Annotated in this window: 12 protein-coding genes; 7 read left to right on the top strand and 5 right to left on the bottom strand. The window is 70.7% G+C overall.

Annotation, left to right across the window (positions count from 1 at the left end; genetic code table 11):
- The first annotated feature begins 94 nt into the window (after positions 1–94).
- From ACZ6B8_RS03665 to ACZ6B8_RS03650, 4 genes are read left to right on the top strand one after another with little or no spacing between them, the layout of a single operon-like run.
- On the top strand, positions 95–916 hold the full coding sequence (locus tag ACZ6B8_RS03665) for an ABC transporter permease (protein WP_471606174.1): 822 nt from the start codon (positions 95–97) through the stop codon (positions 914–916).
- Positions 909–1730, top strand: a complete 822-nt coding sequence (locus tag ACZ6B8_RS03660; protein WP_471089000.1) for an ABC transporter permease — start codon at positions 909–911, stop codon at positions 1728–1730. Before ACZ6B8_RS03665 ends, ACZ6B8_RS03660 begins: the two co-directional genes overlap by 8 nt.
- Before the next feature lie 6 nt (positions 1731–1736).
- On the top strand, positions 1737–2717 hold the full coding sequence (locus tag ACZ6B8_RS03655; RefSeq protein ID WP_471089002.1) for an ABC transporter ATP-binding protein: 981 nt from the start codon (positions 1737–1739) through the stop codon (positions 2715–2717).
- Between the two features lie 9 nt (positions 2718–2726).
- On the top strand, positions 2727–3410 hold the full coding sequence (locus ACZ6B8_RS03650; RefSeq protein ID WP_471089004.1) for a DUF1707 SHOCT-like domain-containing protein: 684 nt from the start codon (positions 2727–2729) through the stop codon (positions 3408–3410).
- A gap of 237 nt (positions 3411–3647) precedes the next feature.
- Here ACZ6B8_RS03650 and ACZ6B8_RS03645 read toward each other — a convergent pair whose 3' ends face one another.
- Positions 3648–4970 carry an SGNH/GDSL hydrolase family protein gene (locus ACZ6B8_RS03645; RefSeq protein WP_471606173.1) on the bottom strand — a complete coding sequence of 441 codons (1323 nt, stop codon included), beginning with the start codon at positions 4968–4970 and terminating at the stop codon, positions 3648–3650.
- Between the two features lie 251 nt (positions 4971–5221).
- Between ACZ6B8_RS03645 and ACZ6B8_RS03640 the strand changes: the two genes are divergently transcribed.
- From ACZ6B8_RS03640 to ACZ6B8_RS03630, 3 genes are all read left to right on the top strand, one after another.
- Entirely contained in the window at positions 5222–6712 is a 1491-nt protein-coding gene (locus ACZ6B8_RS03640) for a DUF445 domain-containing protein (RefSeq protein WP_471606172.1), read from the top strand.
- 137 nt (positions 6713–6849) lie between these two features.
- A complete protein-coding gene (locus ACZ6B8_RS03635) occupies positions 6850–8319 on the top strand; it encodes an MFS transporter (RefSeq protein ID WP_471606171.1) in 1470 nt (489 codons plus the stop codon).
- Positions 8320–8425: 106 nt separating this feature from the next.
- Positions 8426–9376, top strand: a complete 951-nt coding sequence (locus ACZ6B8_RS03630; protein WP_471606458.1) for a GlxA family transcriptional regulator — start codon at positions 8426–8428, stop codon at positions 9374–9376.
- Between the two features lie 98 nt (positions 9377–9474).
- Here the strand turns inward: ACZ6B8_RS03630 and ACZ6B8_RS03625 are convergent, their stop codons facing one another.
- The 4 genes from ACZ6B8_RS03625 to drmB all read right to left on the bottom strand — a co-directional run bounded on the left by ACZ6B8_RS03625 (position 9475) and on the right by drmB (position 13483).
- Positions 9475–9777 (bottom strand): hypothetical protein, encoded by a 303-nt coding sequence (locus ACZ6B8_RS03625; RefSeq protein WP_471606170.1) that lies wholly within the window; start codon positions 9775–9777, stop codon positions 9475–9477.
- Between the two features lie 90 nt (positions 9778–9867).
- The gene (locus ACZ6B8_RS03620; protein WP_471606169.1) at positions 9868–10383 is read right to left on the bottom strand and encodes a nucleoside deaminase; all 516 of its coding nucleotides are present in this window, start codon (positions 10381–10383) and stop codon (positions 9868–9870) included.
- Positions 10384–10502: 119 nt separating this feature from the next.
- Entirely contained in the window at positions 10503–11606 is a 1104-nt protein-coding gene (locus ACZ6B8_RS03615; protein ID WP_471606168.1) for an ATP-binding domain-containing protein, read from the bottom strand.
- A complete protein-coding gene (gene drmB, locus ACZ6B8_RS03610; RefSeq protein ID WP_471606167.1) occupies positions 11603–13483 on the bottom strand; it encodes a DrmB family protein in 1881 nt (626 codons plus the stop codon). The genes ACZ6B8_RS03615 and drmB overlap by 4 nt, the downstream gene beginning before the upstream one ends.
- Positions 13484–13485 lie beyond the last annotated feature (2 nt).

The following is a 13485-nucleotide window of genomic DNA, read 5'->3' as shown; positions in this document are numbered from 1 at the left end:
GCCCCCGTGCCGAAAATGCGTGGCACGGGCGCCCCCGATCGCACTAGGCTCCAGCGCTTTGGCCCGGTTCGGGACGAAGCCCACGGTGAAAGGGATGCACGTGCGCGCAGGACGGTTCCGTTTGTACGCGGCCGTCGCCGGGGGCAGCTTCCGTCGCTACTCCACGTATCGGGTCGCGACGGCCGCCGGGGTGTTCACCAACTCCGTCTTCGGACTCATTCTCGCCTACACCTATGTGGCCCTGTGGGACGAGCGTCCGGGCCTCGGCGGCTACGACCAGTCGCAGGCGCTCACCTACGTCTGGCTGGGCCAGGGCCTGCTCACGGCGATGGCGCTGATGGGCGGCGGCTTCGAGGGCGAGCTGATCGAGCGGATCCGCACCGGCGACGTCGCCGTCGACCTGTACCGGCCCGCCGACCTCCAGCTGTGGTGGCTGGCGGCGGACCTGGGCCGCGGCGGCTTCCAGCTGCTCGGGCGCGGCGCGGTGCCGATGGTCTTCGGCGCCCTCGTCTTCGACCTGACCGTGCCGTCGGACGTGCTGCGCTGGCCGGCGTTCCTGCTGGCCGTCCTGCTCGGCGGCCTGGTCTCCTTCGCGCTCCGCTATCTGGTGGCGCTCTCCGCGTTCTGGCTCATGGACGGGGCGGGCACCCTTCAGGTGTCGATGCTCGCGGGCACCTTCTTCTCCGGAATGCTGCTCCCGCTGAACGTCTTCCCCGGCGTGCTCGGCGAGTTCGCCCGCGCGCTGCCGTGGTCGGCGCTGCTGCAGCGGCCGGCCGACGTCTTCCTCGGCAGCACCACCGGCACGGGGCTGCTGCGCACCTACGCCTTCCAGCTCGGCTGGGCCGCGGCGCTGCTCGCGGCCGGTCGTCTGGTGCAGGCCGCGGCCACCCGCCGGGTGGTGGTGCAGGGTGGCTGACCTGCGACAGCTGCGCGAGGGGCTGCGGGCCTACCGGCTGATCTCGGCCATGTGGATCCGCTCCCTCATGGCCTACCGGGTCTCCTTCGCGCTGACCGCGTTCGGCAACTTCGCGGTGACCGCGTTCGACTTCGTGGCGATCCTGCTGATGTTCTCCCGGGTCGACCGGCTCGGCGGCTACGGGCTCCCCGAGATCGCCTTCCTGTACGGCGTCTCGTGCACCGCGTTCGGGCTCGCCGACCTCTCCATGGGGTCGATGGACCGGCTGGGCCGACGGGTGCGCGACGGCACCCTCGACACGCTCCTGGTGCGCCCCGCCCCGGTCATCGCCCAGGTCGCCGCCGACCGGTTCGGACTGCACCGGATCGGCCGCCTCACCCAGGGCGCGGCGGTCCTCACGTACGCGCTGGTGGTCCTGGACGTCGACTGGACCGTGCTGAAGGTCCTGATGGTGCCGATGATGCTGCTGTGCGGCACCGCGATCTTCGCCGCCGTGTTCGTGATGGGCGGCGCCTTCCAGTTCCTGGCGCAGGACGCGGCGGAGGTGCAGAACGCCTTCACGTACGGCGGCACCACCCTGTTGCAGTATCCGCCGACCGTCTTCGCCAAGGACCTGGTGCGCGGCGTCACCTTCGTGCTGCCGCTCGCCTTCGTCAACTGGCTGCCCGCGCTGTACGTGCTGGGCCGGCCCTACCCGCTCGACCTGCCGGTCTGGGTGGCGTTCGCGCCGCCGCCGGTGGCCGCCGGATGTCTCGCCCTCGCCGGACTCGCCTGGCGCGCCGGTCTCCGCTCGTACCGCAGCACCGGGAGCTGAACTGCCGTGGACACCCCCCACATCGACGCCCCTCTCATCGAACTCGACGGCGTGGAGAAGGTTTTCGACGTACGCAGGAAGACCGGCTTCCTGCGGCGCGAACGGCACCAGGTCCGGGCCGTCGACGGGATCTCCTTCACCGTCCCGCGCGGGGAGATGGTCGGCTACATCGGACCCAACGGCGCGGGCAAGTCGACGACGATCAAGATGCTGACGGGCATCCTCACCCCGAGCGGCGGCCGGCTGCGGGTCGCCGGCATCGACCCCTCCCGCGAGCGCGGCCGCCTCGCCCGGCGCATCGGCGTCGTCTTCGGCCAGCGCACCACGCTCTGGTGGGACCTGCCGCTGATCGACTCGTACCGCCTGATGCACCGGATGTACCGGATCCCCGACGCCCGGTACGCCGAGAACCTCGACCGGTGTGTCGAACTCCTCGAACTCGGCGCCCTGTTGGACGTGCCGGTGCGCCAGCTCTCGCTCGGCCAGCGGATGCGCGGCGACATCGCGGCGGCGCTCCTGCACGACCCCGAGGTGCTCTACCTGGACGAGCCGACGATCGGCCTCGACGTGATCAGCAAGGCGAAGGTGCGCGGTTTCCTGCGCGACCTGAACGCGGAGTCCGGCACGACGGTCCTGCTCACCACGCACGACCTGACCGACATCGAGCAGCTCTGCGAGCGGGTGATGGTCATCGACCACGGGCGGCTGATGTACGACGGTCCACTGGCGGGCCTGCACGAGGTGGGCGAGAGCGAGCGCACCCTCGTCGTCGACCTGGAACGTGAACTCCCGCCGATCGAGATCGAGTCGGCGCGGGTGGTGAAGGTGGAGGGGCCGCGCCAGTGGCTCGCCTTCCCCGCCGCGGACTCGGCGGCTCCGCTCGTCGCGCGGGTCGCGGCCCGCTATCCCCTGGCCGACCTCTCGGTCAGGGAGCCCGACATCGAGGCGGTCATCGCGAAGATGTACGCGGAGAAGCCGACCTCGTAGGCTGCCGGTATGAGTGACGAACTCCCCGACCTGCGGGCCTCGGACGCCGACCGCGAGCGGGTCGCCGAACAACTGCGTGACGCGCTGGCCGAGGGCCGCCTCGACATGACGGAGTTCGAGGAGCGCCTCGACGCGACGTACAAGGCCCGCACCTACGGGGAGCTGGCCCCGCTCACCCGTGACCTGCCCGGTCACGGCGCCAGGATCTCGATGGTGAAGGGGCCGGTCGATCACGACGACCCGGCCGCGATCGACTGGAGCGAGCGGATGGTGGCCGGCGAGGCGACCTCCACCCTCGGCTTCGCCTTCTGGAGCGGGTTCAGCCGCAAGGGCGGCTGGGTGGTGGGCCGGCAGTTCAACGGCTTCGCCATGTGGGGCGGCGGCGAGATCGACCTGCGCGAGGCGCGGTTCACGGAGCGGGACGTCGAGATCCGCTGCTTCACGATCATGGGCGGGATGCAGGTCGTCGTGCCGCCGGACATGACCGTGGTGGTCAGGGGCTTCGGCATCATGGGCGGCTTCGACGACAAGGCCACGGGCGAGGGCACCCCCGGCTCCCCCCGGGTGGTGGTCAAGGGCTTCGCCCTGATGGGCGGCGTAGGCGTGGACCGCAAGATCCGCAGAACGGAACGCCTCCGCCAGAAGGAGGCCCGCCGCCAGGACCGCCTGAACCGCCGCAAGGAACTGGACTGACCCGAAGCGAATGTATTCGGGGGGTGGGGAAGGTCTTGGAGGGGCGCGGGGAACGCTTTTAGGGGCGCGGGGAACGGCGCAGGACCGAGCCACGGGGTGGCGGCGCGGCGAACGGGGGGGGGCGGGCCGGAGTCCGACCTGAAAGGGGCGCGGGGAACGGCGCGACCAGCCCCCACCCACCCCGCAGACGAACGAACGAACCCGGCCCCGCAAGGCCCCCCCCAGCCCCCCGAAGGGTCAAAGCTCGGCCGCAGCCGACCCCTTGAGCTGAGAAAGATTGAACGCCTCAGCCATCCGCCGGAACCCCGCATCGGACGGATGCAGATGATCCCCCGAGTCGAACTGCCCCCGAAGCCGGCGCAGATCGTACGGATCCCGCAACGCCCGGTCGAAGTCCACGAACTCGTCGAAGACCTGCCCGGAGCGGATCCGCTCGTTCACGGCCTGCCGCACGCCCTCCAGGACGGGCTCGTACCCCCGGTGCCCGCCGAACGGCATGAGCGTCGCCCCGACGACCCGCAGCCCGCGCGTGTGCGCCTGCCGCGTCAGCTCCCGCAGACCCTCGACGATGCGGTCGGGATCATTCTGGTGCGGGTTGCGCAGGATGTCGTTGACGCCGAGCGCGATCACGACGGCCTTGACGCCCGAGCGGTTCAGCACGTCACGGTCGAAGCGGGAGAGCCCGCTGGGGTTGACCGCGGGCTGCCCGCGCCCGTCGGAGAGGATGCGGTTGCCGCTGATGCCCTGGTTCACGACGCCGTAGCGCGGCGCGCCCGGCTCGTCGCGCAGCCGGTCGGCGAGGACGTCGGTCCAGCGGCGGTTGGCGCCCATCGTCGAGGAGATGCCGTCGGTGATGGAGTCGCCGAAGACGACGACCGTGCCGTTGGTCTCGTTGCTGAGCACGTCCACCGCGGACAGGTAGCGCCAGTACGGGCTCTGCTCGGTGTACGCGTCACCCAGCTGGTCCTCGGTGCGGTCACCGTCGGCGACGTAGCTGATCTGGCGCGCGTGCGGGTGGTAGGTGACCGGGCCCGACGGGGTCGGCGAGTACGTCGTGACGAGCAGGTCCTGGTCGTGCGGGACGTGCAGCCGGGCCGCGTCGCTCAGCACCTGCTGCCCCGGCGGGATCACCACCGAGGTGTTGCCGTCGAAGGTCAGCCGGCGCAGCGTGCCCGCCGCGGCGGCCGGGTTGTTCGACGCGGAGGCGAGCGCGATCGAGGCGTGCGTGATGCTGAGCGGCGTCCTGCCGTACAGGTTCGACAGGGTGATGCGGGCGCTGGTGCCGCCGACGCTGGTGTGCACGACGTTGCGGATCGAGCGGCCGGCGAACCCCTTCTGCTCCGTGCCCGGTTCGGACCCGGCGGGGGACGCGGACCAGGAGCCGACCCAGGTGCCGGACGAGGCGGGTGCGGCGGAGTTGCGGGGGGAGCGCCCACCGGCGCTGATGGAGTCCTGCGAGCCGTCGTCGGTACCGGCCACGCCGACGTATATGGCGGCGGAAATCACCACTATGACCGCGATGACCGCGGCGAGAAGGGCATAACCGTGTCGCTTGGTCATGCGGGCTCTTTCTCCTCGGGCAGGGGGAGCCCCGAGGCTCCGGTGTGATCACCCCATGATGCGGCATGGGCCGTGAGGCGGCCGACACTGCCCCCCTCCGTCCTGTGAGACGCCGGGAACTCGTCGTTCGTTCCAGGAGTCGGTCAGGAAGGGGCGTAGAACACATGGCGTGGGGACAATCGGGACACGAGAGGTGGCACGGCGAGGAAACCACGCGGACGAGTACGACGCGAACGGGCCAGGTGGAGTGAGTGAGACGTACAGACGCGGAGCAGCCTGCTGAACCGGACGGGGAGGAATCGGGCGTACCAGGTCGGAGGGCGGCGGGGGCCGCCGGGAGGGGTCGGGCGGCGGGGCCCGGGGGAGAGCATGCCCGCGCGCCCGGCCGCCCAAGCGATGACCCGTTCGGAGCAACGGGAGCCACAGTCGGCGGCCCGGCCGCGCCGGCCCCCGCTTCCGCCCCCGCACCCGCCCCCGGTGGCCTCACCTACAGCCCCGCCGACGAGGAGAAGCGCCGCGGCGTCCGCCGTATGAAGGCCACGGCGACGGGACTGCTCGTTCTGGTCGCCGTCGTCTACGTCCTGGCGAAATGGGCGCAGCACTCCGGCGCGGGTGCCTGGGCGGGGTACGTGGCGGCGGCCGCCGAGGCGGGCATGGTCGGCGCGCTCGCCGACTGGTTCGCGGTGACGGCGCTCTTCCGCCACCCGCTCGGCCTGCCCATCCCGCACACCGCGATCATCCCGCACAAGAAGGACCAACTGGGTGCGTCGCTCGGTGACTTCGTGGGGGAGAACTTCCTCTCCGCCGACGTCGTACGGGGCCGCCTGCACGCCGTCGGCATCGGCGGGCGCCTCGGCACCTGGCTTGCCGACCCCGCGCACGCCGACCGCGTCACCGCCGAGCTCGCCACGGCACTGCGCGGCGCCCTCACCGTGCTGCGCGACTCCGACGTGCAGGCCGTCGTCGGCGAGGCCATCACGCGCCGCGCCGACGCCCAGGAGATCGCCCCCGGCATGGGCAAGATGCTGGAGAAGGTCGTCGCGGACGGCGGCCACAAGCGGGTCGTCGACCTGGTCTGCGTCCGCGCCCACGACTGGCTGGTCGAGCACGCCGACTCGGTGATGGACGCGGTGCAGGGCGGCGCACCCGGCTGGACCCCGCGGTTCGTCGACAAGCGGGTCGGCGAGCGCGTCTACAAGGAACTGCTCCGCTTCGTCACCGAGATGCGGGACATGCCGGGCCACCCGGCGCGCGGCGCCGTCGACCGCTTCCTCGCGGACTTCGCCGCCGACCTGCAGTCCGACTCGGACACCCGTGCGCGCGTGGAGCGCCTCAAGCGGGACATCCTGGCGCGCGGCGAGGTGCAGGACCTGATCGCCTCCGCGTGGTCGTCGGTGCGCGCGATGATCGTGGCCGCCGCCGAGGACGAGCGCAGCGAACTGCGGCTGCGCGTGCGGGCCTCGCTCCTGTCGCTGGGCGCGCGGATGGCGACGAACGGCCGGCTCCAGCGCAAGGTCGACGGCTGGGTGGAAGGCGCGGCGGTGTACGTGGTCACGACGTACCGCGCCGAGATCACCTCGCTCATCACGGACACGGTGGCGGGCTGGGACGCGGAGCACACCTCGAAGAAGATCGAGGCGCACATCGGCCGTGACCTGCAGTTCATCCGCATCAACGGCACGGTGGTCGGCTCCCTGGCGGGGCTCGCGATCTATACGGTGTCGCGGCTGCTGGGGGCGTAGGGGGCCGGACGGCGGCTACGGGGGGCGCGCGACCCCCGTACGACCGCTGTACGGCCCTCCCGGCGCGCGTGAGACCGCGATTGCCGGGCACTCTGGAGGAGCCCCTGGGAAGCGCCACGGGGCTCCCGGGAGGTGTGATGACCGCAGCCCACGACACGTCGACCGTCACCACGGCCGTGCCCGCCCGCCTCGACCGGCTGCCGTGGTCCCGCTGGCACTGGATGATCGTGATCGGCCTCGGCACCGTCTGGATCCTGGACGGCCTGGAGGTCACCACCGTCGGCAACATCGCGAGCCGCCTCTCCGAGGACGGCAGCGGCCTGGCGATCAGCTCCGCCCAGGTCACCGGCGTCGCGGCGGCCCTCTATGTGACGGGGGCCTGCGCCGGCGCGCTGTTCTTCGGCTGGCTCACCGACAAGTTCGGCCGCAAGAAGCTCTTCATGGTCACCCTCGCGGTCTACCTGTGCGCGACCGCCATGACCGCGCTCTCCTTCGACGCGTGGTGGTTCTTCCTCTTCCGGTTCCTGACCGGCTTCGGCATCGGCGGCGAGTACGCGGCCATCAACTCGGCCATCGACGAGCTCATCCCGTCCACGTACCGTGGCCGCGTCGACCTGATCATCAACGGCAGCTACTGGCTGGGCGCGATCGGCGGCTCGCTGCTCTCCGTCCTCATGCTCAACACGGACATCTTCCCCAAGGACCTCGGCTGGCGGCTCACCTTCGCCCTGGGCGTCGTCCTCGGCCTGGTGATCCTGCTCGTACGCCGGCACGTGCCGGAGAGCCCGCGGTGGCAGTTCATCCACGGGCGGGGCGAGGAGGCGGAGGGCCTGGTCTCGTCGGTGGAACGGGAGATCGAGGAGGAGAAGGGCGAGCGGCTGCCGCCGCCGGAGCACGAGATCACCATCCACCAGCGCAAGAGCATCGGCTTCGGCCTGATCGCCAGGACCGTCTTCCGGGACTACCCCAAGCGGGCGGTCCTCGGCCTCTCGCTCTTCATCGGCCAGGCGTTCCTCTACAACGCGATCACGTTCGGCTTCGGCGCGATCCTCACCAAGTTCTTCGACGTCCCGTCGGGCAGGACGGGGTACTACTTCGCGGTGATCGCGGCCGGCAACTTCCTGGGCCCGCTCTTCCTCGGCAAGCTCTTCGACACGGTGGGCCGCCGGATCATGATCTCCTCGACGTACCTCCTCTCCGGCATCCTGCTCTTCGGCACGGCCTGGCTCTTCGACCGCGGTTCGCTGACCGCGACGACGATGACGGCCTGCTGGTGCGTGGTGCTGTTCTTCGCGTCGGCGGGCGCGAGCAGCGCGTATCTGACCGTCTCCGAGATCTTCCCGATGGAGACCCGCGCCATGGCCATCGCCTTCTTCTACGCGATCGGCACGGCGGCGGGCGGCATCAGCGGCCCGCTGATCTTCGCCGACCTGACCGAGTCGGGCGTGGTCGGGGACACGGTCCTCGCCTTCCAGACCGGCGCGGGCCTGATGTGCGCGGCGGGGCTGGTGGCGGCGGTGTTCGCGGTGAAGGCGGAGCGCCGGTCGCTGGAGGACATCGCGGCGCCGCTGTCGACGGCGGCGCAGCCGTCGTCGCGTACGACGTGAGACATCGGTGAGCCGTACGACGAGCGGGGACCGCGGTGTCCGCGGTGGCCATGGCGGTCATGGTGGCCACCGGGTGGCGGTCCTGGTGCGGGACGGCGTGCTGCCGATGGAACTGGGCCTGGTGCACCAGCTGTTCGGCGGGGCGCGCGGCCCGTCGGGGGAGCGGCTGTACGAGGTGCGGACGTGCGCGGTGGACGGTCCGCGCGAGATCCGTACGGACGCGGACTTCCCGATCGGCGCCCCGCACGGGTCGGAGGCGCTGCGGTGGGCGCGGACGGTGATCGTCCCGGCGTCGCACGAGGAGGACGAGTTCCTGGCCCCGGGCACCCTGCCGGCACCGCTGGCGCGGGCGCTGGACGCCGCGGCCGGCGGCGGGGCGCGGCTGGCGTCGATCTGCACGGGCGCGTTCGTGCTGGCGGCCGCGGGCCTGCTCGACGGCCGCAGGGCGACGACGCACTGGCTGTCGACGGACCGGTTCGCCCGCGCGTTCCCCGCGGTGACGGTGGACCCCGACGTCCTGTACGTGGACGAGGGCCGGATCCTCACCTCGGCCGGGGAGGCGGCGGGCGTGGACCTCTGTCTGCACATGATCCGCGAGGACCACGGCGCGGCGGTGGCGGCGGACGTGGCACGCCGCACGGTGGTACCGCCGCACCGGGAGGGCGGCCAGGCGCAGTACATCCGACGCCCGGTGACGGAGGAGAAGTCGACGTCGACGGCCGACGCCCGTACGTGGGCCGCGGAGCACCTGCACGAGCCGCTGACGCTGGGGGAGCTGGCGGCCCGCGCCGCGATGAGCGTACGGACGTTCAACCGCCGCTTCCGCGAGGAGACGGGCCTGACGCCGATGCGCTGGCTGACGCAGCGCCGGGTGGACCGGGCCCGCGAACTCCTGGAAACGACGGACCACACGGTGGACCGGGTGGCGACGGAGACGGGCTTCGGCACGGCGGCGTCGCTGCGACAGCACTTCGTGGCGGGGGTGGGGGTACCGCCGGCGACGTATCGGGCGACGTTCAGGGGCGGGGGCAAGGGCGGGGGCAAGGGCGGGGCCTGACGGAGCCGGGCCACTCCGGGGACGGCCCCCGTCGACGGCTCCGCTCGCCGGGGGCCCGCCCCCTCCCCTCAGGCCCCCTCAGGTCCCCTCAGGTCCGGTCAGGCGCGGCGGTCGGCCAGCGCCCAGGAGGCGGCGGCGACACCGGCGGCGACCCCGAAGACGGCGGGCCAGGCGCCGACCTTCTTGGCGAGCGGGTGGGACCCGGCGAACCCGGCGACGTAGGCGGCGGAGAGCGCGGCGGCGGTCTTCGGGCCGGCGGCCTCGCGCCACTGCCGGGCGGCCACGGTCCCGGCCGCGGCGAGCACGGCCCCGCCGAGGGGCCGCTTCTTGGTGATACGGGCGGTGGTGTACCCCCCGATGAGCCCGCCCGCGGCCACCGCTGCCGCCGGAATCTTCGCCATGATTAGTCCGCCTCTCGGTGATACGTCCATGTTGTCTACTTGCCTATGGGGTGAGGTTAACGCGCAGCGAGGAGCCGCCGGCAGGCGGGCTCAGAGCTTCGGCTCGCTCGCCCCGGGCCGGGCGTCGGCCCACGCGGCGAGCACGTCGACGGCGTCCGAGCGGGGCGCCCCCTGGACGGCCACCTCGCCCAACAGCCGCCGCTCCCCGTTGGGCAGGGCGAGCTCCCGGTAGAACCGCAGGTCGGGGTGGCCGTTGCGGGCGGCGTCGTGCCGGTCGGCGGCATAGACGAGCCGGGAGATCCCCGCCCAGTAGCAGGCGGTGAGACACATGGGGCAGGGCTCACAGCTGGAGTAGAGCGTGGCCCCCTCCATGACGTACGCCCCGAGCCGCCGCCCCGCGTCCCGCAGCGCCACGACTTCGGCGTGCGCGGTGGGATCACAGTCCTCGACGACGGAGTTGCTCCCGAACCCGACGACCTCCCCACCGAGGACTACGAGGGCGCCGAAGGGTTTCTTGGTGCTTCCGTCTTCGAGGGAGTGCCGAGAGGCGGCGATGGCTTGGGCGAGGAACGGGCGGTCCTGGGCGGATTCGGGGGCGTACGGCATGGTGTCTCCCTGTCCATCGACCACATTTGAGCGAGAGCACCGTAACCGTGTCAGGAGGGGGATATCTCGGTACTTCGCTGTGGAGTCGAGCGACACAGGGTCATCAGCGGCGCCGTGAGTCAGATGTGGCCCCGGTCCAGCAGATCGGGCGGCACCTTGGCGACGATATCGGGCTCCCGATGGTTGTGGTGGACGAAGTACAGCGACTTGCGCGCACGCGTGCACAGGACGTGGAAGCGCCTGCGTGCGGAGGCACCTGTCGGGTCTTCCGAGTAGGCATCCAGATCGGGGACGAAGACTGTGTCGAACTCCATGCCCTTCATGCTCGCTGCGTGGATGATGTGCACGCGGCGCGAGGAGAAGTCGACCACGGAACGATTGATGTCGGACGAGACATAGGACTCCACCGAGGCGGCGTGATCGCCTACTGCCAGTCGGCGATGGATCTCGCGTTGCAGCTCCGTGTTTCTGCAGATGATTCCGATGCTGTGGTCGGGGTGAGCCGCTATGAACTGCGAAAGCTGTGCCAGAAAGGCATCAGGGTGCCCGCAACGGAGGAGCACCGGCTTGTCGCCGGTGCGCTGCGGAAGAGGTTCGGGCATCACCGGAGGGCGTACGCGGAAACTATCGGCGAGGTGGACGATCTCTCGAGTGGAGCGCAGGTTCCCCGACAGCGGAGGTGGGCCGTCCGCGGCCTTGAGAGTGCGACGGATGACTTCCAGGCTTGTCTGGTCCTCGCCGATACCCAGGTCTTCGTCCGCGAAGACCGTGATCCGGCCGGCGAGGAAGCGCCAGAGCCGATAGAAGCCGAGTGGAAGCTCCTGGCCTTCGTCGACGACCAGGCCGTCCACTCTGCTCGGAAGCCTGTCGATGCAGCTGTCGAGCATCGCAGCCCAGTCGTAGTTCCACTCCCCGGTGTCGTCACTCGGCGGGGCGCAGGCGAAGTTGTCGTTCCAGAAGGTTCGCAGCCAGCGGTGGAAGGTGGTGACGCGGATACCTTCGCTGACGCGCGCCGAAATGTGAGCCGTGCGTTGGCTCAGCAGGTTGCTGTGCGTGATGAGGGCAGTGGGTCTACCCACGGTCGCCAACGCCCAGGCGCGATAGACGGCGGTGACCGTCTTGCCGGACCCGGGGTGCCCGGTCACAAGGTGGCGGCCGTCGAAAGGCAGGGTGACCACCGCTTCCTGGTCGGGGGTCAGGTCGAGGAGCGATGGCAGGGTCACGGCGCCTCGACCGCGGCCGCCGACTCCTCGAAGGCGGCTTCGATCACCGGCCGGAAGAATCCCTCCACTTGGCCGTCGCCGATCAGCAGGGTTCGATCCAGCAAGACGTTCCCGACCTCGCACGATGTCTCGGGCAGCAGGGTGCAGGCATGACAGGCGGCTCTGTTGAGGTTGGCCAAGGAGCGGCCGGTGGAGTCGGAGCAGAGCGGGTCCTGCGAGCACCACTGCGCCGATTCCAGCAGGCGCACCAGGGTGTCGGTCAGGTACGGGGGCTGCCCTTGTCGGACCAAGCCGCCGAGGGTCCCCTCGGAGTCCCCGGCCGCCGTATAGACGAATACTCCCGACTGGGCCGGGTGCCGGCTGCCCGGTGTGTGACTCCGCGCGTACACACGCTCTCTGAGCGACGCGGCGTTGTACCCGCTGTCGTAGGACAACTGCCGGATGAGTTGGTGGGCCAAGGTGTGCAGCATGACGTACCTGGGCAGGAGCCGCGGGCCGGTCCGCTCGCGGCAGCGATCCTGCTGGAAGGACGAGCCGAGATTGGTCTCCAACTGGCCGACCCACTCCCGCACGCCCGGGGAGTCCTCCCAGGTGCTCAGTGCGTCGTCGTCGAGAGCGATGAAGATGCCCTCACCGTACGATTCCACGGCAGGGAGCCACTTCGCCCTGGCCACAGGATTGACCGAGACCAGCCGATCACGATCGTCCGCCTCGATGCGGGTGAACCCTTCGAGCGCCCTCACCTCTCGGATGCGAGTGGCCGCGACCACCCGATCGAGTCGCTGGTGGAGCCGGGAGACCGACGGCGGATCGTCCTGCCTCGAGCCAAGACCCACCTGTGCGATGCGGAACTCGCGCGAGGACACGCCCTTCGGGTCGGGACTGGTGAAAGCCGCCCATTCGCCGATGCTCAGATCGTCCGCGGTGTCGTTGCCCGCGGGGGCGGCCGACCTGTCGGCAGCATCCCTCTGCAGAAGCTCCCGGACGAACTCTTCGCCTACTTCGCATTCCTCCGCGATGATTTCGATGAGCGTGCCCGCAGCGGGCCCGTCGGGTGCGCCTGCGACTCTCCACCAGTGAGCGTGTGTCGTCACCTCCAGTGCCTTGGTGTCGTCACTGTCGCCGTCGGGCAGCGGGATCTCGATGGCGGAGTGAACGACGGGGAAGTAGACGTTGGAGGCGCCGCGTTGGATGACGCGGGGCGTCTCCTCGCAGTCCACCCGCTCGTCGCCCTCGTCCTGCCATGGGTGGGTCCCCGAGCAGAACACCCCGCGTCGCTGCAGGGCGTTCTTGTCCGTGACACCTTCGAGAGATCGACTGGCACCGCAAACACCACAATTGACGCGGAGCGCGTCGAGGCCGGAGGAATCCGGAGAGGTCACGAAGGTGAGCTGATTCACCCGGCACTGCCGACGGTCGTGGCCTTCGGCCTGCCAGTGCGCCCAGCGGCGCCAGTCGATGTCGGCCATATGCCCGTCGCGGCACACCTGGACGAAACGCATGGGCGCGAGTTGGGGGGAGTCGGAGCAGCGTCCGCACCTCGGTGCCTTGTCCTTCTCCTCGCGCTCCGCGACCCAGTAGGTCATTCTCCGACACTTGGGGCAGAACAACCACCGGGGGAAGCGTACATACCCCGGGCCCACCCGAGAGACGTACTGCGCTTTGCCCGCTGGGACCGCAGGGGCCGCGCGGAAGCCCGTGACGTCGAGTTTGCGGGCCAGCCGCGGAGACTCGACGGCGTCCCCCCGGCTCCAACTACGGGTGTCCGCAGCGACGAACGACTCTCCTCGAAGGTCGATGATGCCGCCGACCCCGAAGGGTGACACCGTCTGGGTCCGCCGGATCTTCCGCCTGTTGTCCTTCGTGTTGTCCTTCACGG

Source organism: Streptomyces sp. NPDC041122 (genome assembly GCF_055592445.1).
This window is presented reverse-complemented; position numbering and strand designations above follow the sequence as displayed.

Coding starts and splice junctions, on each gene's coding strand:
- ACZ6B8_RS03650 (WP_471089004.1), top strand. CDS start 2,727: ATGAGTGACGAACTCCCCGACCTGCGGGCCTCGGACGCCGACCGCGAG.
- ACZ6B8_RS03645 (WP_471606173.1), bottom strand. CDS start 4,970: ATGACCAAGCGACACGGTTATGCCCTTCTCGCCGCGGTCATCGCGGTC.
- ACZ6B8_RS03620 (WP_471606169.1), bottom strand. CDS start 10,383: ATGCCGTACGCCCCCGAATCCGCCCAGGACCGCCCGTTCCTCGCCCAA.
- ACZ6B8_RS03630 (WP_471606458.1), top strand. CDS start 8,426: ATGGAACTGGGCCTGGTGCACCAGCTGTTCGGCGGGGCGCGCGGCCCG.
- ACZ6B8_RS03625 (WP_471606170.1), bottom strand. CDS start 9,777: ATGGCGAAGATTCCGGCGGCAGCGGTGGCCGCGGGCGGGCTCATCGGG.
- ACZ6B8_RS03665 (WP_471606174.1), top strand. CDS start 95: ATGCACGTGCGCGCAGGACGGTTCCGTTTGTACGCGGCCGTCGCCGGG.
- ACZ6B8_RS03635 (WP_471606171.1), top strand. CDS start 6,850: ATGACCGCAGCCCACGACACGTCGACCGTCACCACGGCCGTGCCCGCC.